Origin of the sequence: Roseovarius sp. MBR-6 (assembly GCF_040547525.1) — a bacterium.
Classification (GTDB): Bacteria; Pseudomonadota; Alphaproteobacteria; order Rhodobacterales; family Rhodobacteraceae; genus Roseovarius.
The window spans coordinates 98783-119810 of sequence record NZ_JBEPPW010000008.1 but is presented as its reverse complement, the minus strand read 5'-3'; the positions used below and the strand labels follow the sequence as shown (position 1 = coordinate 119810).

The following is a 21028-nucleotide window of genomic DNA, read 5'->3' as shown; positions in this document are numbered from 1 at the left end:
TGGTGAATAGCGTAATTGAAATAATCATTGAGCGTTGGCGTTTTCAGGAACGCCAATGCTTTTACGCTTTTTCTGCCGCTGGTGCCGCTATCGGTTACGCTATCGTTACATCAAGTAATTTAGCGTCAGGATCAGCTATAAGATTTTTAATGGCAGCTTTAATTTTGTGGACTTTCTCGATGTTGTGCGGCCTGAAGTTACTTTCACTTTTAAGTTTGGCTCAAAGAATGTCCCTCGCAGCGATGCGACTAAAAGGGAATACTGCGGAACTCAAAATTGCTGACACTGAGTTTATACATGATGACAAAATTGTTGGAAGAAAGATTAGCTGCTATCGAAATCTTCAGGTCATATTTCTTTTAATAGGGGCGCTCGTATACTTGCCCTCGGTTGTTGATTTTGCGCTGGCGTTTGATCTAACACCGATGCCGGCGGATAGATAATGACCCCCGAACTCACCGCCCTCACCCTCGCCGCCCTCCTGCAAGCGGTCCAGTTCCTCCTCTACGCCATCCCGGCGAATCTGGAGCTTGGCCCCGGCTACACCATGTCCGCGCGTGACCGCGAGCCGTCGAAACAACTCTCGCCCAAAACCGCCCGCCTTGGCCGCGCGCTCAACAACCATTTCGAGGGGCTGATCCTCTTCACCATCGCCGTGCTCACCGTCACGCTATCGAACCAATCCACGCAATTCACCGCCGCCTGCGCCTTTACCTATCTCGCCGCGCGCGTGCTCTACATCCCCGCTTACTATTTCGGCCTCAGACCGGGCCGCTCGCTCATCTGGTCCGTGGGCTTCGCCGCCACCCTGCTCATGCTGCTGGCGGCGCTCCTCTAGATGCTTCATCTTGCCCCAAATATTCCGGGGGAGTCGCCCATCGGGCGACGGGGGCAGCGCCCCCGCCCTGACCCAAACGAAAGGAACTGACCCATGGCCTCTTACGACGTGATCATCATCGGCGCCGGCCCCGGCGGCTATGTCTGCGCCATCCGTTGCGCGCAACTGGGCCTCAAGACCGCCGTGGTCGAGGGCCGCGAGACACTGGGCGGCACCTGCCTCAACGTCGGCTGCATCCCGTCGAAGGCCCTCCTGCACGCCTCCCACATGCTCCATGAAGCGGAACACAATTTCGCGAAAATGGGCCTCAAGGGCAAATCCCCCTCGGTCGACTGGAAAGAGATGCTGGCCTACAAGGATGATGTCATCGGCCAGAACACCAAGGGCATCGAATTCCTGTTCAAGAAGAACAAGATAGACTGGCTCAAGGGCTGGGGCAGCATCCCCGAGGCGGGCCGCGTCAAGGTCGGCGATGACACCCATGAGGCCAAACATATCGTCATCGCGTCCGGCTCTGAATCCGCCAGCATCCCCGGCGCGGATGTCACCATCGACGAGAAAATCGTCGTCACCTCCACCGGTGCGCTGGAACTGCCCAGGATCCCCAAGACCATGGTGGTGATCGGCGGCGGTGTCATCGGGCTGGAGCTTGGCTCGGTCTATGCCCGCCTCGGCACCTCGGTCACGGTGGTGGAATATATGGATCAGGTCACCCCCGGCATGGACGCCGAGGTGCAAAAGACCTTCCAGAGAATATTGAAAAAACAAGGGCTTGACTTCGTCATGGGGGCAGGTGTCCACACCGTCGAGACGCTCAAGACCAAGGCCAAGGTCGCTTACAAGCTGCGCAAGGATGACAGCGAGCATCAGCTTGACGCCGATGTGGTTCTCGTTGCCACGGGCCGCAAACCCTATACCGAGGGGGTCGGCCTCGATGCGCTTGGCGTCGAGATGACCAAGCGGGGCCAGATCGCTGTCGGCAAGGACTGGCAGACCAATATCAAGGGCCTCTACGCCATCGGCGACGTGATCGAAGGGCCCATGCTGGCGCACAAGGCCGAGGATGAAGGCATGGCCGTGGCCGAGGTGCTGGCGGGCAAGCACGGGCACGTCAACTACGGCGTCATTCCCGGCGTGATCTATACCCACCCCGAGGTCGCCAATGTGGGCGAGACCGAGGAAACCCTGAAAGAGCAGGGCCGGGCCTACAAGGTCGGCAAGTTCTCCTTCATGGGCAATGGCCGCGCCAAGGCCAATTTCGCGGGCGACGGGTTCGTGAAAATCCTCGCCGACAAGGAAACCGACCGCATCCTCGGTGCCCATATCATCGGCCCCGCGGCGGGCGATCTCATCCACGAGATCTGCGTCGCGATGGAGTTCGGGGCAAGCGCCGAGGATCTGGCGCTGACCTGCCACGCGCACCCGACCTATTCGGAGGCGGTGCGCGAGGCGGCGCTTGCCTGCGGCGACGGGGCCATTCACGCGTGACGGATGCCCCGCGCGTCTCGGTCATCATCCCGGCCTTTCGCGCGCATGACAGCCTGCCTGCCGCGCTCGCCTCGGTGGCGGCGGCGGGCCTGCCGCCCGGAGAGGTCGAGGTGGTCATCGCCCCCGACGATGGTGACGATTACGCAGGGCTTCCGCATCACGGCCTGCGTGTGGTCCGCTGTCCGGCGCATCATGTGGCCAGCGGGGCAGGGGCCGCGCGCAACCGCGCGCTGGCGCAGGCCTCGGGGCGGATGGTGGCCTTTCTCGACGCCGATGACACATGGGAAACGGGCTATCTCGCGGCTCTCTTGCCGCTCGCCGAGGCGCAAGGCGTGGCCTTCGGGCGCACGCGGGTGCTTGATGCGGGTCGCCCGCTTATGGATCTGCCGGACCACCGGAGCGCGCGCCTCGGCATCGCCGATCTTGGCATGGGGGCCAGCTTTCACCCGGTGATGGCGCGCGCGCTGGCAGGGCCGTTTCGCAGCCTGCCTTCACAGGACGTGCTGCATGCTGCCGAGGCGCTCTCGGCGGCTGGGGGCCATGCGCCGCTGGCCCCGATCCATTACAACCTGCATCTCAACGCCCGCAGCGCCACGGCGGATCGCGGCTTTGCGCTGCGCGTGCAGGGGGCCTATGCCCGCATCCTGCGCGATATCGAGACCGGACGCACTGGCCTGCGCCCCGAGCACTGGTCCATGGCCCGCTCGGCCTTCGAGGCCAAGGCGCGCCTCAATCGCGCCTATATGCGGGCCGGGGGCCAGCGTCCGTTTTATGCGTTTCTGAAGGCGCGCGCAGAGCGTTAGGTCGGATGCATCAGAGCCGGATTGCCGAGATTAGCCGCCCGTAATCCGCCTCATTCGCATGGGTGCTGCGGCGGTAGGAATAGAAGCGTTCGGGGTCCGCATAGGTGCAATGGCGCGTCCATTCCGCATGGCCCACGCCTGCGCGGCGCAGCCTGTAAAGGCCATAGCCGGGCAGGTCGAACTGATAACGGTCGCCGTGGCCATTGGCAAAAAAGCGGGCGCTTTCGGGCGTGTGGGCAAGGAACTCCTCGAGCAGTTCGGGGCCGACCTCGTAGGCGCTCTGGCTGATCGTCGGCCCGATCACGGCGGTGATGCTGGCGCGCCGTGCGCCGAGTCCTTCCATCGCCTCGATCGTGGCCTCGAGCACCCCGGCCTGCGCGCCGCGCCATCCGGCATGGGCCGCTCCGATCACGCCGGCATCGGTGTCGGCGAAGAGCACCGGCTGGCAATCGGCGGTCAGAACGGCCAGTGCCACGCCCGGCGTCGCCGTCACCATGGCATCGGCGCGCAGCTTTTCGATCAGAGGGCCGGTGACCGGCACGACATCCGCCGAATGGACCTGATGCACGGTCACAAGGTGACCGGGTGCCACCTGCATCGCATCGGCCACGCGGGCGCGGTTGATGGTCACGATCTCGGCCTGATCCGACGACCCCGCGCCGCAGTTGAGGCCCGAGAATATCCCCGAGGACGCGCCGCCGCGCCGGGTAAAGAACCCGTGGCGCAGGGGGGCAAGCGCGTCGGCGGTGATGATCTCGAGCGTCATGGGTCCAGTCCGGGTGGCGGTGGCGCGCCGGGAGGGTAGAGCCCCAGCACCTTGAAGAGCGTCCCCATTTCCTGCGCGTCGGTCAAGCGCCGATATGCAGCAAGGTGGCTGTCCAGCGCCGCCCCCGAAAGGCCGCGCGCCAGTGCCTCGGCCCGTCGGGCCAGCCCGAGACGCTCCAGAAACACGCCCTGCGGCGTGAGGCGGGTATGGGCAGCGGGGGCGGCGGCACGGGCGAGCGCCTCGAAATCAACATGCGCGGTCAGGTCCGCAGCGCCCGGTGCGGCAAAGGGGTCGGTGGGCGCATGACCCGCCACGGCCTGAAACGTGTCCCCCAAAGAACGCCAGTCGCCATAGTCGATCAGCAGCGCAGCACCGCCATGCCCGGCGATGCGGGCACCGACATGTGCGGCGATGGCCGCCCCCGGCGCGCAGGTCTCCACGATGTCGCCCGGCCGCGTATCCGCCTGCCGGTGATCGAGCGCGGGCAGGGTGCATTCGGGCCCGAGGCCGAGGGTAAGGCGGTCCCGGGTCAGGCCCACAACCCGCTCGTGCCAGCCGCTTTCGCCGCGCTGGAACTGGCGCACGGGCAGCGCGTCAAAGAACTCGTTGGCGACAAGGTAAAGCGGGGCCTCGGGCAGATCCTCCACCCGGCCGCACCATGTCACATCGCCGCGCCCGAGGGTCGCGGCCTGCACCTTGCGCAGGGTGGGCGAGGTCTCGACCAGATGCAGCCGCATCGCGGCGTGAAAGCCGGGAACAGCGCGGGTCGCGCGCAAAAGGTCCGCCATGAGCGTGCCGCGACCGGGGCCGGTCTCTGCCAGCGTGAACGGCGCAGGTGCCCCCTGATCAAGCCAGCACTGCGCAAGGCACAGCCCCAGCAACTCGCCGAACATCTGGCTGATTTCCGGCGCGGTGGTGAAATCGCCGCCCGCGCCGAACGGGTCGCGCGTGGCGTAATAGCCGTGGGATGGGTCCACCAGGCAGGTGGCCATATACTCGGCAAGGCTCATCGGGCCGCTTGCACGGATGCGCGCGGCGAGGGCCCCGGCCAGCGCGGTCATGCAGGCAATGCCCGCCGTCGCGCCCAAAGGACCATGCCAAGCCCGAAGGCAATCATCGGCAGCGACAGCGCCTGCCCCATGGTCAACCCGTAGCCACCGACGTGAAAGGCAAGCCCCAGCGGATTGCCGGGGGTGATGAACTGCGCATCGGGCTGGCGGACGAATTCCACCGCGAACCGCGCCATCCCGTAGCCTGCAAAGAAAAGCCCCGTCAGTGTGCCGGGAAGGCGCAGCGCGCCGCGCCGCCAGCCCAGCCACAAGAGCACCGCGCCGAGGATGAGCCCCTCGAGCGCCGCCTCGTAAAGCTGCGAGGGATGGCGCGCGCACATGCCCGCCAGCGCGCCCGCGCAATCCTGTGCAGCAGACCCTGGAAAGATCACGCCCCAGGGCAGGTCGGTCGGCCGCCCCCACAATTCGGCATTGATGAAATTGGCGATCCGCCCAAGCAAAAGGCCCACCGGCGTCACCATGCAGAGCGCATCCGCGACCGAGACCCAGTTGATGCCGCGCGCGCGCGAAAACAGGATCACCGCCAGCACTACCCCCATCAGACCGCCGTGAAAGGCCATGCCGCCCTCCCAGACCTGAAGGATCTGCGCGGGGTTCGACAGGTAGTAGCCGGGCTGGTAGAACAGCACATATCCCAGCCGTCCGCCCAGGATCACGCCAAGGATCACCCAGGTGAGCAGATCCTCGACATCCGCAGGCTTCATCGGGGCGGCACCACCGGGCCAGAGCGCCGGCCGCTTGACCGTGGCCACGACGATCCGCCAGCCGATCACGATGCCGACGATATAGGCCAGCGCATACCAGCGCAGGGCGAATTCCATGCCGAAGATCGGGATCGTGAAAATCTCTGGCGATATGTCGGGGAAGGGGAGGGCTGCTTGCATGGGGTCTCAATGCCTTTGGCCTGTGGGGAAAGTCAACCTTGTGATCGTCTCGCGCCCGACCATATAAAGGGCGAATGTAACGCCGGAGGTAAGTGCCATGCAGACGCGCAACAAGGTGCTCGACGATCTGAGCCAACTCATGACCAACGCCATGGGCGTGGCGCAGGGCGCGCGCACCGAGGCCGAGACAGCGATGAAATCGCTGATCGACCGCTGGCTGGCGGATCGCGATTTCGTCACCCGCGAGGAATTCGACGCCGTGCGCGCCATGGCGCAGAAGGCCCGCGAGGAGAACGAGGCGCTCAAGGCCCGGATCGAGGCGCTGGAAAAGAGCGCAGGCTGATCGCGGCTTGTGATCACAATTTTCGCGCAGATACGCGGCAAGTGTGAATCTGTAGCAGCAAGAGACTCAATGCCGCTCTGCGGCATGGATCGGACGCGGGTTTCCGGCCAGATGTGATCACACGATTATTTATGTGATCACAAAGCCCCGTTTTTTGCGGCGAATTGTCAGGTTAACCCGGATTTTTATGAGCTTGCAGGTGACAGCCGCGGCAAAAACCTCCAAAACGGACGCAGCTTGTGCGGCCGCCATGCCGCCGCCGACCACCCCAAGGAGGTTTCCATGGCCGAGACCAAGCCGGTTGAACGCCCGCTTTCCCCGCATTTGCAGGTCTATCGCCCGCAACTCACCTCGATCACCTCGATCCTGACGCGGATCACCGGCAACGCGCTGATCATAGCGGCGCTCCTGATCGTGTGGTGGCTGCTCGCGGCCTCGACCTCGGACGCCTATTTCGCGCTGGCCGATGCGGTGCTGACCTCCTGGTTCGGCGATCTGGTGCTGACGCTCTCGCTCTGGGCGGTGTGGTATCACTATCTGGCGGGACTGCGGCATCTTTATTTCGACGCGGGCAAGGGCATGGACATTCCGACGGCGGAGAAACTGGGCTGGGGTTGCATCATCGGCTCGGTCGTTCTGACCGTCATCACGCTGCTTTTGGTCTGAGGAGGTTGTCATGCGTTATCTGACCGCACGCAAACGCGCCGAGGGCAAGGGTGCCTCGGGCACGGGAACCGAGCATTTCTGGTATATGAAACTGTCGGGCGTGGGTCTTGCGCTCATCATCCCGGTGTTTCTGGTGGCCTTCGGGCGCACGCTTGGCGGCGACCGGGCCGAGGTTCTGGACAACCTCGCGCATCCCGCCATGGCAATCCTGACGGCGCTGGTGCTCTTCTTCGGGCTGCGCCACTTCGCCGCCGGGGCGCAGACCATGATCGAGGATTATACCCATGGCAGCACACGCCGGGGCCTGATTATCGCGGTGACCGTTCTAAGTTACGGGATGATCGCCACCGGGCTTTTTGCCCTTGCCAAGATCGCGCTGTGAGGACCTGAAAACATGGCTGCTTATGAATACGAGACGCATGATTATGACGTCGTGGTTGTGGGCGCGGGCGGCGCGGGGCTGCGCGCGACGCTGGGGATGGCCGAACAGGGGCTGCGCACGGCTTGCGTGACCAAGGTGTTCCCGACCCGCTCGCACACGGTGGCCGCACAGGGCGGCATCGCGGCAAGCCTTGGCAACATGGGCCCCGACAGCTGGCAATGGCACATGTTCGACACCGTGAAGGGCTCGGACTGGCTGGGCGATACCGACGCGATGGAATATCTCGCGCGCGAGGCCCCCAAGGCGGTCTATGAGCTGGAGCATTACGGCGTGCCGTTCTCGCGCACCGAGGAGGGCAAGATCTATCAGCGCCCGTTCGGCGGGCACACGACCGAATATGGCGACGGCCCGCCCGTGCAGCGCACCTGTGCGGCAGCCGACCGCACCGGCCACGCGATCCTGCACACGCTCTATGGCCAGAGCCTCAAGCAGAAGGCCGAGTTCTACATCGAGTATTTCGCCATTGATCTGGTGATGACCGATGGTGCCTGCACCGGCGTTGTCTGCTGGAAGCTCGACGATGGCACGATCCACGTCTTCAACGCCAAGATGGTCGTGCTCGCCACCGGCGGCTATGGTCGGGCGTATTTCAGCGCGACCTCTGCCCATACCTGCACCGGCGACGGCAACGGCATGGTGGCGCGGGCGGGGCTGCCGCTGCAAGACATGGAATTCGTGCAGTTCCACCCCACCGGGATTTTCGGTGCCGGGTGCCTGATTACCGAGGGCGCGCGCGGCGAAGGCGGCTATCTGACCAATTCCGAGGGCGAGCGCTTCATGGAGCGCTATGCGCCCAACTACAAGGACCTTGCCCCGCGCGACTATGTCAGCCGCTGCATGACCATGGAAATCCGCGAGGGGCGCGGCGTGGGGGCGGGGGGCGATCACATCCACCTCAACCTGTCGCACCTGCCGCCCGAGGCGCTGCACCTGCGCCTGCCCGGCATTTCCGAGAGCGCGCGCATCTTCGCCGGCGTGGACGTGACCAAGGAGCCGATCCCGGTTCTGCCCACCGTGCATTATAACATGGGCGGTATCCCGACGAACTATTGGGGTGAGGTTCTGAACCCGACCAAGGAGGATCCGGTCGCCGTGGTTCCGGGCCTGATGGCCGTGGGCGAGGCGGCCTGCGCCAGCGTTCACGGGGCCAACCGGCTTGGCTCCAACTCGCTGATCGACCTTGTCGTGTTCGGGCGCGCGGCGGCAATACGTGCGGGCAAGGTGGTGGACGCCGAAAGCGCCGTGCCCGCCACCAACGCGGCAGAGGTCGACAAGGCGCTCGACCGGTTCGACGGGCTGCGCCACGCCAAGGGCGCGATCCCGACCGCCGATCTGCGCCTCGAGATGCAAAAGACCATGCAGGCCGATGCCGCCGTGTTCCGCACCGACAAGACCCTGGCCGAAGGGGTCGCAAAGATGACGGCGGTTGCGGGCAAGATGGGCGATCTTTCGGTTACCGACCGCTCGCTGATCTGGAACAGCGACCTGATGGAAACGCTGGAGCTGACCAACCTGATGCCCTGCGCGCTGGCCACCATTTTCGGGGCCGAGGCCCGCAAGGAAAGCCGCGGTGCGCACGCCTCCGAGGATCACCCGACGCGCGACGACAAGAAATGGCGCGTGCACACGATTGCCCGGATCGGTGAGACGGATGTGGCTCTCAGCTATCGCCCGGTGATCGAGACGCCGCTCACCACCGAGGCCGAGGGCGGCATCAGCTTGAAGAAGATTGCGCCGAAAGCACGCACCTTCTGATGCGGATCGCGTTGGCAAGTCTTGCGCTTCTGGCGCTCGGTGCCTGCGAGGCCACCAATCAGGTGGCCGACGGCATCGCGCGCGAGCGGGCCAAGGCGGTGGTCAACAGCGTTGTCACCCAGAGATTTCCGGGGGTGAACCCCGCCCCCGTCACCGATTGCATCATCGATGCGGCCTCGGCGCGCGAAATCATCCAGATCGCGGGCGCTAGCGTCTCGGGCGTGACGCCCGAGACCGCGCAACAGGTGATCACGATCGCGCAACGCCCCGAAGCGGTGCAATGTATCGCCAGAAACAGCCTGACCCTTTGGGGCGGCTGACACGGAGGAACGAGAGATGGTTCAACTTACCCTGCCCAAGAACTCGCGCATGGTCACCGGCAAGACATGGCCCAAGCCCGAGGGGGCCAAGAACGCGCGCAAGTTCCAGATCTATCGCTGGAACCCCGACGACGGGCAAAACCCGCGCGTCGATACCTATTTCGTCGATCTGGATGATTGCGGGCCGATGGTTCTGGACGCGCTCATTTATATCAAGACGAAAATCGACCCGACACTGACCTTCCGCCGCTCCTGCCGCGAGGGGATTTGCGGCTCCTGCGCGATGAATATCGACGGCATCAACACGCTCGCCTGCATCTACGGCATGGACGAGATCAAGGGCGACGTGAAGATCTACCCGCTGCCGCATATGCCGGTGGTCAAGGACCTGATCCCCGACCTCACGCATTTCTACGCGCAGCACGCCAGCATCATGCCGTGGCTCGAGACCAAGACCAACCGCCCGGCGAAAGAGTGGCGGCAGTCGATCGAGGACCGCGAAAAGCTTGACGGGCTTTATGAATGCGTGATGTGCGCGTCCTGCTCCACCTCCTGCCCCTCCTATTGGTGGAACGGCGACAAATACCTCGGCCCCGCCGCCCTCCTGCACGCCTATCGCTGGATCATCGACAGCCGCGACGAGGCCACCGGCGAGCGGCTCGACGAGTTGGAAGACCCGTTCAAGCTCTACCGCTGCCACACCATCATGAACTGCACGAAAACCTGCCCCAAGGGCCTCAACCCCGCCAAGGCGATTGCAGAGATCAAGAAGATGATGGTCGAGCGGCACGTTTGAGCGAAAGCAGGGAGCATGGAAAGCGACGGATTATGGTTTGCGCTGCTCCTTGCCCTTGGTGCCGGGACGGCGATGCCGATTGGCGCCGCGCTTGCGCTTTCGGCCACCTGTCGAAAACTCCCCGCCGCTGCCACCCATGGCATAGTGGCCTTTGGTGGCGGGGCGCTTCTGGCGGCCATTGCGCTGGTTCTGGTGCCCCATGCACGCGAGGACCTGACGGCTCCGCTTGCGCTCGGAGCCTTCGCCGCCGGGGGCATCGCGTTTTTCGTCATCGACCGCTTTCTCGAAATGCGCGGCGGGCGTGGCTCGCAGCTCATGGCGATGCTGCTCGATTTCCTGCCCGAGGCGATGGCCATCGGCGCGATGCTCGTGGCCGAGATCGAGAGTGCGCTCTTGCTGGCAGGGCTGATTTTCCTTCAAAACCTGCCTGAAGGCTTTGCTGCCTTCCGCGACATCGTGAGCGGCGGCGCGGTGCGGGGGCGCAGGATCGTGCTGCTTTTCGCCGGGCTTGCGCTGCTCGGGCCGGTCTGCGCCGCGCTCGGCTTCGGTTTCCTGTCCGAGATGCCGCAGGTGCTCGGGGTCATCATGATGTTCGCCGCGGGTGGAATCCTTTATCTGATCTTTCAGGACATCGCACCGGCCGCACATGACGGGCACAGCTGGCTGCCCCCGCTCGGCGCGGTTTTCGGCTTCACGCTGGGGCTGGCGGGCGATCTTCTGATCGGCTGAAGGTATGGGCGGCGAGGTGCGCGCATAACCCCGTGCCCCCCGCTTGACGGGCGCGGTGAAAGCAAATATCACCAGCCCAATCGCAGGGGTATAGCTCAGTTGGTAGAGCGACGGTCTCCAAAACCGTAGGTCGCGGGTTCAAGCCCTGCTGCCCCTGCCAATTTTCAAGACCGGACCAGAGGTAAGCGCGCTTCGCGCGATGCGTGTGCGCGGCGGCTCTATACACCTAAACTTTGCCCAAAATACCGCTCAAATGTGTTGAAAATCGGAAATGCCCCGGTTTTGACGCGGGTTCGCCACTTTTGCGCCACATTTGCGCCCCAGTAAAAACATGTATCGGCAATGCCTGAGGGTTGCGCCGGGCCGCGTGGGGGCGTGGAAAAGAGAGTGCTGCTGTTATGGGACCTGATCGTGCCCGGGGTGAGACCCCATCCAAACATTTCTTTCTCGATGCCGAGGAATTTGCCGCGAAGCCGCCTGCGGATGCCGCGACGACGGAAATTGCCGTTCGCAACGCGGTCACGACCATCGGCAAGATCATGCGCGAGGAGCGCACGATGCGCCGCCGTGACGGCCTGCCCGTGCTAGAGGATCAACTGGTGCTCGAGGCCGTCGCACCACCCCGCCGCAAACCCGGCCTGCCCAATCCGGGGCTCTTGATCGCGCGGGTGCGCGGGTGGCGGCCACGACCGGTGCATGCAGGTTGGGCGCTTCTGTTTCTTGCCGTTGTGATCTGGCCGCGGGCGGTGCTCATCGCCATGCTGGCCGTGTTCGTGCTCTGCCTGTTCGGCGTCGCGCTTTTCGGGCAGCCGCGTCTGCAAGCGATCCGTCACGACCTGTCCGCGCGCCTCAGGGAGATTCGCGCGAAAGTTTCGCCGGAGGCCGACGACGACGCGTTCGACCACATGCCGGACCCCTTTGATCGCATCGGCGACGCGGGGCGGAACCGTCTCGGCTCTTGAATTCGCGGTCCGTGCCGCGTATGTCGCGGCAGGACACAGTCAGGAAAGACGGCACAGATGGCAGGCACGAACCCGCTTCAGTTCATTCAGCAGGTCCGATCGGAAGTGGCCAAGGTCGTCTGGCCAACCCGCCGAGAGGTGGTGTTGACGACGGTGATGGTGTTCATCCTCGCCACGCTGACGGCGATTTTCTTCGCACTGGTCGATCTGGCGATCCGGGGCGGGCTTCAGGCGGTGCTGGGCATCTTCGGCTGAGCCGACCGTCTTTTGCCGGTTGACCTTGCACGCTCTCCGGGCGCAACCTGCGGGCGACGGCATGTGAGGGCGCGAGGCACGTGGCAGATACATTCTGGACATTCGGATCGGGCACTGGCGGGACGGGCTCGGGGCAGGATGACCGCAGCGTGTTCGACCGGGCCATCGACGTCCTGCGCGCCGATGTCACCGCTGCGGCGGCGATGGCCACCAATGACGCGCAGGTGCGGCTGCTCTATCAGCGGCAGATTTCCGAGGCGGCAAGCGCATTGGAACGGGCGGCGCGCAGCGGTCAGTTGAGTTGGTCGCAGGCCGCGGATGAGGCGATGATTTTGCGCAACACGACGCTCGAGGCGCTGCGCGGGCGGACCTCGCCGGTCGGGCGCGCGCTCGCAGAGCAGATGAAGGCGTCGGGTCTGAACCGGCAAACTCTTCTGGCCCGCTATACCGAACGGCTCTTCGGGTCCGGAGCGCGGTTTGACCGCTTGTCGGCGGCGGAACAGCAGCGTGTTTATGCCGAGGTCGTGCGCGCCTCCGGGCGGTCGAACCCGCAGGTCAACGCGATGATGCAACGCGCGTCGCGATTTGGCCGGGGACTGATCGTGCTGAGCATCGGAGTATCCGTCTACAATATAGCTGTCGCCGACGATCCCGGCGCGCAGGCGGTCGAAGAGGGCGCGGTGATAGGCGGCGGCATCGCGGGTGGCATCGCGGGCGGCGCGGCGGCGGGGCTCGTCTGCGGCCCCGGCGCGCCGGTCTGTGTCGGCATCGGGGCTTTTGTCGGCGGCGCGCTCGCAGCCTTCGGCGTGAGTCTGTTCTTCTGATGGTCACCGGGCCGACCTGGCAGGTTCTGGAACACCGCGAGCAGTCCGAAGAGCCCGCCATGCGGGTGCGCTGTGCTCCATCCGGCCCCGATCTGTGGGTGCCGGGACGGCATGTTCTGGCGGTGTTCGAGGTCGGGACGGAGTGGCTTCTGTTCGCCGATCACGACAGCCCGTTCGAGGAATCGCTTGAAATCTGTCTCCTGTCGCGGGCGGGACTGACGGATCAGGTGAGCCTTGCGTTTTTCGGCTGGGCAAGTGCCGGGATCGTGCCCGAGCGGATCGCCGAACGTGTCTTTGGCTTCACGTTTCCCGCCACGCGGCGATGGCGGCTGGAGCTGGGCGCGCGCCCTGCACCGGTGCGGCCGCGTCTGGGGGTGCATCGCCACGGGCGCTGGCTCTCGCGGCTCTGGCTCTCGGGTGCGGGGCAGGGTGCAGAAAGCCCTTGAATTCACGGCGAAACGGGGCTAGTTCGCCCCACAGTCCGGATGAAAGGCGCGCGGCGATTCGTGTTGCGCGCCACTTTTAATTTTCGGCGATGCGGTCACAACCGCTTGAAAGAATACAAAAAACCGGCCTCGTGCCGGGAAGCAAGGGCAAGGTCGGCAATGGCAAAGCGGTGGTACTCGGTCAGCGTTCTCTCGAATTTCGAGAAGAAGATCGCCGAGCAGATCAGGCAGTCGGTGATCGACAATGGCCTTGAGGACGAGATCGACGAGGTTCTCGTGCCCACCGAAGAGGTGATCGAGATCCGTCGTGGCAAGAAGGTCACCGCCGAGCGACGCTTCATGCCGGGCTATGTGCTCGTGCACATGGAGATGTCGGACAAGGGCTATCACCTGATCAACTCGATCAACCGGGTGACCGGGTTCCTTGGCCCGCAGGGCCGCCCGATGCCGATGCGCGACAGCGAGGTTCAGGCGATCCTTGGCCGTGTGCAGGAGGGCGAGGAAAGCCCGCGCACCCTCATCCACTTCGAGGTGGGCGAGCGGGTCAAGGTCAATGACGGCCCGTTCGAGGATTTCGACGGCATGGTAGAATATGTCGACGAGGATCATCAGCGCCTGAAGGTGTCGGTGTCGATCTTTGGCCGGGAAACCCCGGTCGAACTGGAATTCACGCAGGTCACGAAACAGACCTGATCCCCGTGAGCCGTGGGAGGCGAGGCGGCCGCGGCCGCCGGACCGCACCACACAACAAGAGAGCCGGAGGGGCGCGCCCTGACGGCGTTGGAAGCGAAGGAGAGGCCGGATGGCCAAGAAACTGATCGGGACGCTCAAGCTTCAGGTGAAAGCCGGGCAAGCCAATCCCAGCCCGCCCGTCGGCCCGGCCCTGGGCCAGCGCGGCATCAACATCATGGAATTCTGCAAGCAGTTCAATGCCAAGACCGCAGACATGGAGCCCGGTGCGCCGTGCCCGACCGTGATTTCCTACTATCAGGACAAGTCCTTTGTCATGGACATCAAGACGCCGCCCGCGTCGCATTACCTGAAGAAGGCCGCCAAGTTGAAGGGCGGCTCCAAGACGCCGGGCCGCACCACGGCGGGCACCGTCACCATCGCGCAGGTGCGCGAGATTGCCGAAGCCAAGATGCAGGATCTCAACGCCAATTCCGTCGAGGCGGCGATGCAGATCATTCTCGGCTCCGCGCGCTCCATGGGCATCGAGGTGAAGTAAGATGGCAAAACTTGGAAAACGGACCCGTGCCCTGCGTGAAGCTTTTGCCGGCAAGGACAATGTGACGGTCGAAGAGGCGATTGCCCTGATCAAGGGAAATGCCAGCGCGAAATTCGACGAAACCGTTGAAGTCGCCATGAATCTCGGCGTCGATCCGCGCCATGCGGACCAGATGGTGCGCGGCGTCGTGGGCCTTCCCAACGGCACCGGCAAGACCGTGCGTGTTGCCGTCTTCGCCCGTGGCGCCAAGGCCGATGAAGCGCAGGCCGCAGGTGCCGACATCGTCGGCGCCGAGGATCTGATGGAGATCGTGCAGGGCGGCAAGATCGAGTTCGATCGCTGCATCGCCACGCCCGACATGATGCCCGTGGTGGGCCGTCTCGGCAAGGTGCTTGGCCCGCGCAACCTCATGCCCAACCCCAAGGTCGGCACCGTGACCATGGATGTGGCGCAGGCGGTCAAGGACGCCAAGGGCGGGCAGGTCCAGTTCAAGGTCGAAAAGGCCGGGGTCATCCATGCCGGGATCGGCAAGGCCTCGTTCGACGCCGAGAAACTGGCCGAGAACCTGCGTGCCTTCGTCTCTGCCGTGCAAAAGGCACGGCCCGCAGGTGCCAAGGGCACCTATGTCAAGAAAATCTCGCTTTCGTCCACCATGGGCGCGGGCGTGTCGGTCGACGTCAACAGCGCCGTCACCGAATGAGATCTCGCCCCGGTCCGTCAAGGGCCGGGGCGGATGGCGGGGCCATGCGGCCCTGTCCTGTCCGAGACGGAGGGTTCGTCGCAACCGCGGCGAATAAATCCTTCCTGAGATGGGGAACGAGATGAGATTCCAGCCGGGCGCTTTGGCTCTCGGGTGATCTTGGCCTCGGGACCCCTTGTTTTGGACCCGAACGCCGTCCCCTCGGGGGTGGCAAACCTGAGCCGGGGGGAAACCCCCAAAGTTGGAGTGAAACTGTGGATAGAGCCCAGAAAGAGAAAGTGGTCGAGGAACTCGGCCAGATCTTCGAAAGCTCTGGCGTCGTGGTGGTTGCCCACTACACGGGTCTGACAGTTGTCGAAATGCAGGATCTTCGTGCCCGCGCCCGTGCGGCAGAGGCATCGGTCCGCGTTGCCAAGAACAGGCTCGCCAAGATCGCCCTTGAGGGCAAGCCCTGCGCAAGCATCGCTGACTACCTCTCGGGCATGACCGTGCTCACCTTCTCCGAAGACCCCGTGGCAGCAGCCAAGGTGGCCGAGGACTTTGCCAAGGCGAACAAGAAGTTCGAAATCCTTGGCGGGGCAATGGGTGAGACGGCTCTGGACCGGGCCGGTGTCGAGGCCGTGTCGAAAATGCCGTCGCGCGAGGAGCTTATTGCCTCCATCGTCGGCTGCATCGGCGCGCCTGCTTCGAACATCGCCGGGGCCATTGGCGCACCTGCCTCGAATATCGCGAGTATCCTCTCGACGATCGAGGAAAAGGCCGAGGCTGCATAAGGCAAGACTGTCACATTCGCGTAGGGTCGTGCCCGACGTTGGAACACATCTAGAAAACGGAAAGAGCTGAAAAATGGCTGATCTGAAAAAACTCGCGGAAGAGATTGTCAATCTGACGCTTCTCGAAGCACAGGAACTGAAAACCATCCTCAAGGACGAGTATGGCATCGAGCCCGCCGCTGGCGGCGCTGTGATGATGGCGGGCCCTGCCGGCGATGCCGGCGGCGAAGCCGCCGAAGAGCAGACCGAATTCGACGTGATCCTGAAATCGGCCGGTGCGTCGAAGATCAACGTCATCAAAGAGGTCCGCGCGATCACGGGTCTTGGCCTCAAGGAAGCCAAGGACCTCGTCGAGGCCGGTGGCAAGGCCGTCAAGGAACAGGTCTCCAAGGCCGAAGCCGAAGAAGTCAAGGCCAAGCTGGAAGCAGCCGGCGCCGAGGTCGAACTCAAGTGATCCCGCCTGTGGCGGGATCATCCCGGGCCTGACCCGGGATCTCCTGCCGCACGGCAGCGCCCCGGGGCCTGTCCGGTGCGTTTCAGGATTACAGAACCAAAAGGCTGGATCCGGGCATATCCGGGTCCAGCCGAACCTGTCTCAGAGAGGCCCCGCCCGTGCCGGGGGTTCTTTCAGGCGAGGTTCTTGCGATCGGGAGGCCGTCATTGGGACGATGGCCGCGAATGGATCGCCCCGCCCTCTCTGAGGCCCTCGGCGCTGGTGCCCGACAGCGACCGCGGCCGGTGAGAAACGAAAGGTGAGATCGACATGGCAAAGAGCTACCTTGGCCAGAAGCGTTTGCGCAGGTATTACGGCAAGATCCGCGAAGTGCTGGAAATGCCGAACCTCATCGAGGTTCAGAAATCGTCCTATGACCTGTTCCTGAACTCCGGCGATCAGCCCCAGCCGCTTGACGGCGAGGGGATCAAGGGCGTGTTCCAGTCGGTCTTTCCGATCAAGGATTTCAACGAGACCAGCGTGCTGGAATTCGTCAGCTACGAGCTTGAAAAGCCCAAGTATGACGTCGAGGAATGCATGCAGCGCGACATGACCTATGCCGCTCCGCTCAAGGTCAAGCTGCGCCTGATCGTGTTCGATGTGGACGAGGATACCGGCGCGAAATCCGTGAAGGACATCAAGGAGCAGGACGTGTTCATGGGCGACATGCCGCTCATGACCCATAACGGCACCTTCATCGTCAACGGCACCGAACGCGTGGTCGTGAGCCAGATGCACCGCTCTCCCGGCGTGTTTTTCGATCACGACAAGGGCAAGACACATTCCTCGGGCAAGCTTCTGTTCACCTGCCGGATCATTCCCTATCGCGGCTCCTGGCTCGATTTCGAGTTCGACGCCAAGGATCTCGTGTTTGCCCGCATCGACCGTCGCCGCAAGCTGCCGGTGACGACGCTGCTCTATGCGATGGGTCTCGATCAGGAAGGCATCATGAATGCCTATTACGACACCGTCAGCTACAAGCTGAAGAAAAAACAGGGCTGGGTCACCAAGTTCTTCCCCGACCGCATCCGCGGCACCCGCCCGACCTATGACATCATCGACGCCAAGAGCGGCGAAGTGCTGTTCGAGGCAGGCAAGAAGGTCACGCCGCGCGCGGTCAAGCAGTTGATCGACGAAGGCAAGGTGACCGATCTTCTGGTGCCGTTCGACCACATCGTCGGGAAATATGTGGCGCGCGACATCATCGACGAGGAAACGGGCGCGATCTATGTCGAGGCTGGCGATGAGTTGACGCTTGAGCACGACAAGGACGGCACGATCACCGGCGGCACGCTTCAGGACCTGCTCGATGCCGGGATCACCGAGATCCCGGTGCTCGATATCGACGGCGTGGCGGTCGGTCCCTACATCCGCAACACCATGGCCGCCGACAAGAACATGGGGCGTGAGACCGCGCTCATGGATATCTACCGCGTCATGCGCCCCGGCGAGCCGCCCACCGAAGAGGCCTCTGCGGCGCTTTTCCAGACGCTGTTCTTCGACTCGGAGCGCTATGACCTCTCGGCCGTCGGCCGGGTCAAGATGAACATGCGCCTTGCGCTCGACAAGCCCGATACGCAGCGCACGCTCGACCGCGAGGATATCGTGGCCTGCATCAAGGCGCTGGTGGAGCTGCGCGACGGCAAGGGCGATATCGACGATATCGACCATCTCGGCAATCGCCGCGTGCGCTCGGTAGGCGAGTTGATGGAGAACCAGTATCGCGTCGGCCTTCTGCGGATGGAGCGCGCGATCAAGGAACGCATGTCCTCCGTCGAGATCGACACGGTCATGCCGCAGGATCTGATCAACGCCAAACCGGCAGCGGCGGCGGTGCGCGAGTTCTTCGGCTCCTCGCAGCTGTCGCAGTTCATGGACCAGACCAACCCGCTCTCGGAAGTGACGCACAAGCGCCGCCTCTCGGCGCTCGGGCCGGGCGGCCTCACGCGCGAACGCGCGGGCTTCGAGGTGCGCGACGTGCATCCTACCCATTACGGCCGGATGTGCCCCATCGAGACACCGGAAGGGCCGAATATCGGCCTGATCAACAGCCTCGCCACCTTCGCGCGGGTGAACAAGTATGGCTTCATCGAGACCCCCTATCGCCGCGTGAAGGGCGGTCAGGTGACCGACGAGGTGGTCTACATGTCCGCCACGGAGGAGATGCGCCACACCGTCGCTCAGGCCAACGCCGCGCTCGACGAGAGCGGGCACTTCGTCAACGAGATGGTCAACACCCGGCAATCGGGCGAATACATGCTCGCCCCCAACGAGAATGTGGACCTGATCGACGTGAGCCCGAAACAGCTCGTCTCGATCGCGGCCTCGCTCATTCCCTTCCTCGAGAATGACGACGCCAACCGCGCGCTGATGGGCTCGAACATGCAACGGCAGGCCGTGCCGACGCTGCGTTCGGAGGCACCGCTTGTCGGCACCGGCATCGAGGGCAAGGTGGCCGTCGACAGCGGGGCCGCGATCATGGCCCGCCGCGCCGGTGTGATCGACCAGGTCGATGCACAGCGCATCGTCGTGCGCGCGACCGAGGATCTCGAAATCGGTGATCCCGGCGTGGATATCTACCGCCTGCGCAAGTTCCAGCGTTCGAACCAGAACAGCTGCATCAACCAGCAGCCGCTGGTGAATGTCGGCGACACGGTCGAGAAGGGCGAGGTCATCGCCGATGGCCCCTGCACCGACATGGGCGAGCTGGCGCTCGGCAAGAACGTGATCGTCGCCTTCATGCCCTGGAACGGCTACAACTACGAAGACTCGATCCTGATCTCGGAACGCATCGTGCGCGATGACGTGTTCACAAGCGTCCATATCGAGGAATTCGAGGTGGCCGCCCGCGATACCAAGCTCGGGCCGGAAGAGATTACCCGCGACATTCCCAACGTGGGCGAGGAGGCGCTGCGCAATCTAGACGAGGCGGGCATCGTCTATATCGGTGCAGATGTGCAGCCGGGCGATATCCTCGTGGGCAAGATCACCCCCAAGGGCGAGAGCCCGATGACGCCGGAGGAAAAACTCCTCCGCGCGATCTTCGGCGAAAAGGCCAGCGACGTGCGCGACACAAGCTTGCGCGTGAAGCCGGGCGATTTCGGCACGGTGGTCGAGGTGCGTGTCTTCAACCGTCACGGCGTGGAGAAGGACGAGCGCGCGCTCCAGATCGAGCGCGAGGAGGTCGAGCGTCTTGCGCGCGACCGTGACGACGAATTGGCGATCCTCGACCGCAACATCTATGCGCGTCTGAAAACGCTCATTCTCGGCAAGGTGGCGGTCAAGGGGCCCAAGGGCGTCAAGGCCAATTCCGAAATCACCGAGGAATTGCTCGGGACGCTGACCAAGGGTCAATGGTGGCAGCTTGCCCTCAAGGACGAGGCCGACGCCAAGATCGTCGAGGCGCTGCACGACCAGTATGAGGCGCAGAAGCGAACGCTCGATGCCCGTTTCGAGGACAAGGTCGAGAAGGTGCGCCGGGGCGACGACCTGCCGCCGGGCGTGATGAAGATGGTCAAGGTCTTCATCGCCATCAAGCGCAAGCTGCAACCGGGCGACAAGATGGCCGGGCGGCATGGCAACAAGGGCGTCGTATCAAAGGTCATCCCGATCGAGGACATGCCGTTCCTTGCCGATGGCACCCCGGTCGATATCTGCCTCAACCCGCTCGGTGTGCCGAGCCGGATGAACGTGGGTCAGATCCTCGAGACCCATATGGGATGGGCCGCGCGCAGCCTCGGGATCAAGATCGACGATGCGCTCAGCGATTATCGCCGCACCGGTGATCTGACCCCCGTGCGCGAGGCGATGCGCCACGCTTACGGCGAGGATGTCTATGAAGAGGGCATCAAGGGCATGGATGACGCCACGCTCGTTGCTGCCGCCGGCACCGTGACGAACGGCGTTCCCATTGCCACGCCGGTCTTCGACGGCGCGAAAGAGGGCGACGTCAACGATGCGCTGCGTCGCGCGGGTTTTGACACGAGCGGCCAATCGGTGCTCTTTGACGGGCGTTCGGGCGAGCAGTTCGCGCGTCCCGTGACCGTGGGCATCAAGTATCTCCTGAAGCTGCATCACCTTGTCGATGACAAGATCCACGCGCGTTCGACCGGGCCTTACAGCCTCGTCACGCAGCAGCCTCTGGGCGGCAAGGCGCAGTTCGGCGGCCAGCGCTTCGGCGAGATGGAGGTCTGGGCGCTCGAGGCTTACGGTGCCGCCTATACTTTGCAGGAAATGCTCACCGTCAAGTCGGATGACGTGGCGGGCCGCACCAAGGTCTATGAGAGCATCGTCAAGGGCGAGGACAATTTCGAGGCCGGTATCCCGGAATCGTTCAACGTGCTCGTCAAGGAAGTGCGCGGCCTCGGCCTCAACATGGAACTCCTGGATGCGGAGGAGGATGAGTAAGCGCCACGCTCCGGACCCTTTCAAAGGGTCCGGTCCGTTT

General features: G+C 63.9%; 24 protein-coding genes and 1 tRNA gene. 22 read left to right on the top strand and 3 right to left on the bottom strand.

Annotated features, from left to right (window positions below):
- Positions 1-2: 2 nt before the first annotated feature.
- The 4 genes from ABIE57_RS12020 (at position 3) to ABIE57_RS12005 (ending at position 3129) form a co-directional block, all read left to right on the top strand.
- Positions 3-443 carry a hypothetical protein gene (locus ABIE57_RS12020; protein WP_354539266.1) on the top strand — a complete coding sequence of 147 codons (441 nt, stop codon included), beginning with the start codon at positions 3-5 and terminating at the stop codon, positions 441-443.
- A complete protein-coding gene (locus ABIE57_RS12015; protein WP_354539265.1) occupies positions 443-838 on the top strand; it encodes an MAPEG family protein in 396 nt (131 codons plus the stop codon). Before ABIE57_RS12020 ends, ABIE57_RS12015 begins: the two co-directional genes overlap by 1 nt.
- 93 nt (positions 839-931) lie before the next feature.
- Positions 932-2326 carry a dihydrolipoyl dehydrogenase gene (gene lpdA / locus ABIE57_RS12010; protein ID WP_354539264.1) on the top strand — a complete coding sequence of 465 codons (1395 nt, stop codon included), beginning with the start codon at positions 932-934 and terminating at the stop codon, positions 2324-2326.
- The gene (locus tag ABIE57_RS12005) at positions 2323-3129 is read left to right on the top strand and encodes a glycosyltransferase family 2 protein (RefSeq protein WP_354539263.1); all 807 of its coding nucleotides are present in this window, start codon (positions 2323-2325) and stop codon (positions 3127-3129) included. Before lpdA ends, ABIE57_RS12005 begins: the two co-directional genes overlap by 4 nt.
- 10 nt (positions 3130-3139) lie before the next feature.
- Here the strand turns inward: ABIE57_RS12005 and pgeF are convergent, their stop codons facing one another.
- From pgeF to lgt, 3 genes are read right to left on the bottom strand one after another with little or no spacing between them, the layout of a single operon-like run.
- Positions 3140-3895 carry a peptidoglycan editing factor PgeF gene (gene pgeF / locus ABIE57_RS12000; RefSeq protein WP_354539262.1) on the bottom strand — a complete coding sequence of 252 codons (756 nt, stop codon included), beginning with the start codon at positions 3893-3895 and terminating at the stop codon, positions 3140-3142.
- On the bottom strand, positions 3892-4956 hold the full coding sequence (locus ABIE57_RS11995) for a class I SAM-dependent methyltransferase (protein WP_354539261.1): 1065 nt from the start codon (positions 4954-4956) through the stop codon (positions 3892-3894). Before ABIE57_RS11995 ends, pgeF begins: the two co-directional genes overlap by 4 nt.
- Positions 4953-5849, bottom strand: coding sequence for a prolipoprotein diacylglyceryl transferase (gene lgt / locus ABIE57_RS11990; RefSeq protein WP_354539260.1), 897 nt, complete (start codon positions 5847-5849; stop codon positions 4953-4955). The genes ABIE57_RS11995 and lgt overlap by 4 nt, the downstream gene beginning before the upstream one ends.
- Positions 5850-5946: 97 nt before the next feature.
- Here lgt and ABIE57_RS11985 point away from each other — a divergent pair, with 97 nt between their 5' ends.
- The 18 genes from ABIE57_RS11985 to rpoB all read left to right on the top strand — a co-directional run bounded on the left by ABIE57_RS11985 (position 5947) and on the right by rpoB (position 20988).
- Positions 5947-6192: an accessory factor UbiK family protein gene (locus ABIE57_RS11985; protein WP_354539259.1), complete on the top strand. Its 246-nt coding sequence runs from the start codon at positions 5947-5949 to the stop codon at positions 6190-6192.
- A 282-nt stretch (positions 6193-6474) separates the two neighbouring features.
- On the top strand, positions 6475-6858 hold the full coding sequence (sdhC, locus tag ABIE57_RS11980) for a succinate dehydrogenase, cytochrome b556 subunit (RefSeq protein WP_354539258.1): 384 nt from the start codon (positions 6475-6477) through the stop codon (positions 6856-6858).
- A 10-nt stretch (positions 6859-6868) separates the two neighbouring features.
- Entirely contained in the window at positions 6869-7240 is a 372-nt protein-coding gene (sdhD, locus tag ABIE57_RS11975; protein WP_354539257.1) for a succinate dehydrogenase, hydrophobic membrane anchor protein, read from the top strand.
- A gap of 12 nt (positions 7241-7252) precedes the next feature.
- Positions 7253-9055, top strand: a complete 1803-nt coding sequence (gene sdhA / locus ABIE57_RS11970; RefSeq protein ID WP_354539256.1) for a succinate dehydrogenase flavoprotein subunit — start codon at positions 7253-7255, stop codon at positions 9053-9055.
- Positions 9055-9375: a succinate dehydrogenase gene (locus ABIE57_RS11965; RefSeq protein WP_354539255.1), complete on the top strand. Its 321-nt coding sequence runs from the start codon at positions 9055-9057 to the stop codon at positions 9373-9375. The genes sdhA and ABIE57_RS11965 overlap by 1 nt, the downstream gene beginning before the upstream one ends.
- A 16-nt stretch (positions 9376-9391) precedes the next feature.
- Positions 9392-10171 (top strand): succinate dehydrogenase iron-sulfur subunit, encoded by a 780-nt coding sequence (locus tag ABIE57_RS11960; RefSeq protein ID WP_354539254.1) that lies wholly within the window; start codon positions 9392-9394, stop codon positions 10169-10171.
- 15 nt (positions 10172-10186) lie between these two features.
- Positions 10187-10900 (top strand): ZIP family metal transporter, encoded by a 714-nt coding sequence (locus tag ABIE57_RS11955; RefSeq protein ID WP_354539253.1) that lies wholly within the window; start codon positions 10187-10189, stop codon positions 10898-10900.
- Between the two features lie 84 nt (positions 10901-10984).
- Positions 10985-11060: transfer RNA gene (locus ABIE57_RS11950), tRNA-Trp, on the top strand.
- 238 nt (positions 11061-11298) lie between these two features.
- On the top strand, positions 11299-11862 hold the full coding sequence (locus ABIE57_RS11945; RefSeq protein WP_354539252.1) for a hypothetical protein: 564 nt from the start codon (positions 11299-11301) through the stop codon (positions 11860-11862).
- Between the two features lie 57 nt (positions 11863-11919).
- The gene (gene secE, locus ABIE57_RS11940) at positions 11920-12117 is read left to right on the top strand and encodes a preprotein translocase subunit SecE (protein WP_354539251.1); all 198 of its coding nucleotides are present in this window, start codon (positions 11920-11922) and stop codon (positions 12115-12117) included.
- An 80-nt stretch (positions 12118-12197) separates the two neighbouring features.
- Positions 12198-12941 carry a hypothetical protein gene (locus tag ABIE57_RS11935; protein WP_354539250.1) on the top strand — a complete coding sequence of 248 codons (744 nt, stop codon included), beginning with the start codon at positions 12198-12200 and terminating at the stop codon, positions 12939-12941.
- Complete coding sequence (locus ABIE57_RS11930; RefSeq protein WP_354539249.1) at positions 12941-13387, top strand: hypothetical protein; 447 nt, start codon at positions 12941-12943, stop codon at positions 13385-13387. Before ABIE57_RS11935 ends, ABIE57_RS11930 begins: the two co-directional genes overlap by 1 nt.
- 159 nt (positions 13388-13546) lie before the next feature.
- Positions 13547-14080 carry a transcription termination/antitermination protein NusG gene (gene nusG, locus ABIE57_RS11925; protein WP_354539248.1) on the top strand — a complete coding sequence of 178 codons (534 nt, stop codon included), beginning with the start codon at positions 13547-13549 and terminating at the stop codon, positions 14078-14080.
- 109 nt (positions 14081-14189) lie between these two features.
- Positions 14190-14615: a 50S ribosomal protein L11 gene (rplK, locus tag ABIE57_RS11920; RefSeq protein ID WP_354539247.1), complete on the top strand. Its 426-nt coding sequence runs from the start codon at positions 14190-14192 to the stop codon at positions 14613-14615.
- Position 14616: 1 nt separating this feature from the next.
- Positions 14617-15315, top strand: coding sequence for a 50S ribosomal protein L1 (gene rplA / locus ABIE57_RS11915; RefSeq protein ID WP_354539246.1), 699 nt, complete (start codon positions 14617-14619; stop codon positions 15313-15315).
- A gap of 254 nt (positions 15316-15569) precedes the next feature.
- Positions 15570-16088: a 50S ribosomal protein L10 gene (rplJ, locus tag ABIE57_RS11910; protein ID WP_354539245.1), complete on the top strand. Its 519-nt coding sequence runs from the start codon at positions 15570-15572 to the stop codon at positions 16086-16088.
- 73 nt (positions 16089-16161) lie between these two features.
- Positions 16162-16542, top strand: a complete 381-nt coding sequence (gene rplL / locus ABIE57_RS11905) for a 50S ribosomal protein L7/L12 (RefSeq protein WP_354539244.1) — start codon at positions 16162-16164, stop codon at positions 16540-16542.
- A 309-nt stretch (positions 16543-16851) separates the two neighbouring features.
- Entirely contained in the window at positions 16852-20988 is a 4137-nt protein-coding gene (gene rpoB, locus ABIE57_RS11900; protein WP_354539243.1) for a DNA-directed RNA polymerase subunit beta, read from the top strand.
- The last annotated feature ends 40 nt before the right edge of the window (positions 20989-21028 follow it).

Bases quoted from the DNA above. Each gene is read 5' to 3' on its own strand.
- rplL (WP_354539244.1), top strand. From the start codon at position 16,162: ATGGCTGATCTGAAAAAACTCGCGGAAGAGATTGTCAATCTGACGCTT.
- ABIE57_RS11930 (WP_354539249.1), top strand. From the start codon at position 12,941: ATGGTCACCGGGCCGACCTGGCAGGTTCTGGAACACCGCGAGCAGTCC.
- lpdA (WP_354539264.1), top strand. From the start codon at position 932: ATGGCCTCTTACGACGTGATCATCATCGGCGCCGGCCCCGGCGGCTAT.
- lgt (WP_354539260.1), bottom strand. From the start codon at position 5,849: ATGCAAGCAGCCCTCCCCTTCCCCGACATATCGCCAGAGATTTTCACG.
- ABIE57_RS11945 (WP_354539252.1), top strand. From the start codon at position 11,299: ATGGGACCTGATCGTGCCCGGGGTGAGACCCCATCCAAACATTTCTTT.
- ABIE57_RS11965 (WP_354539255.1), top strand. From the start codon at position 9,055: ATGCGGATCGCGTTGGCAAGTCTTGCGCTTCTGGCGCTCGGTGCCTGC.
- pgeF (WP_354539262.1), bottom strand. From the start codon at position 3,895: ATGACGCTCGAGATCATCACCGCCGACGCGCTTGCCCCCCTGCGCCAC.
- rplA (WP_354539246.1), top strand. From the start codon at position 14,617: ATGGCAAAACTTGGAAAACGGACCCGTGCCCTGCGTGAAGCTTTTGCC.
- sdhC (WP_354539258.1), top strand. From the start codon at position 6,475: ATGGCCGAGACCAAGCCGGTTGAACGCCCGCTTTCCCCGCATTTGCAG.
- ABIE57_RS11985 (WP_354539259.1), top strand. From the start codon at position 5,947: ATGCAGACGCGCAACAAGGTGCTCGACGATCTGAGCCAACTCATGACC.
- secE (WP_354539251.1), top strand. From the start codon at position 11,920: ATGGCAGGCACGAACCCGCTTCAGTTCATTCAGCAGGTCCGATCGGAA.
- sdhA (WP_354539256.1), top strand. From the start codon at position 7,253: ATGGCTGCTTATGAATACGAGACGCATGATTATGACGTCGTGGTTGTG.
- sdhD (WP_354539257.1), top strand. From the start codon at position 6,869: ATGCGTTATCTGACCGCACGCAAACGCGCCGAGGGCAAGGGTGCCTCG.
- ABIE57_RS11960 (WP_354539254.1), top strand. From the start codon at position 9,392: ATGGTTCAACTTACCCTGCCCAAGAACTCGCGCATGGTCACCGGCAAG.
- ABIE57_RS11955 (WP_354539253.1), top strand. From the start codon at position 10,187: ATGGAAAGCGACGGATTATGGTTTGCGCTGCTCCTTGCCCTTGGTGCC.
- nusG (WP_354539248.1), top strand. From the start codon at position 13,547: ATGGCAAAGCGGTGGTACTCGGTCAGCGTTCTCTCGAATTTCGAGAAG.
- rpoB (WP_354539243.1), top strand. From the start codon at position 16,852: ATGGCAAAGAGCTACCTTGGCCAGAAGCGTTTGCGCAGGTATTACGGC.
- rplK (WP_354539247.1), top strand. From the start codon at position 14,190: ATGGCCAAGAAACTGATCGGGACGCTCAAGCTTCAGGTGAAAGCCGGG.
- ABIE57_RS11995 (WP_354539261.1), bottom strand. From the start codon at position 4,956: ATGACCGCGCTGGCCGGGGCCCTCGCCGCGCGCATCCGTGCAAGCGGC.
- ABIE57_RS12015 (WP_354539265.1), top strand. From the start codon at position 443: ATGACCCCCGAACTCACCGCCCTCACCCTCGCCGCCCTCCTGCAAGCG.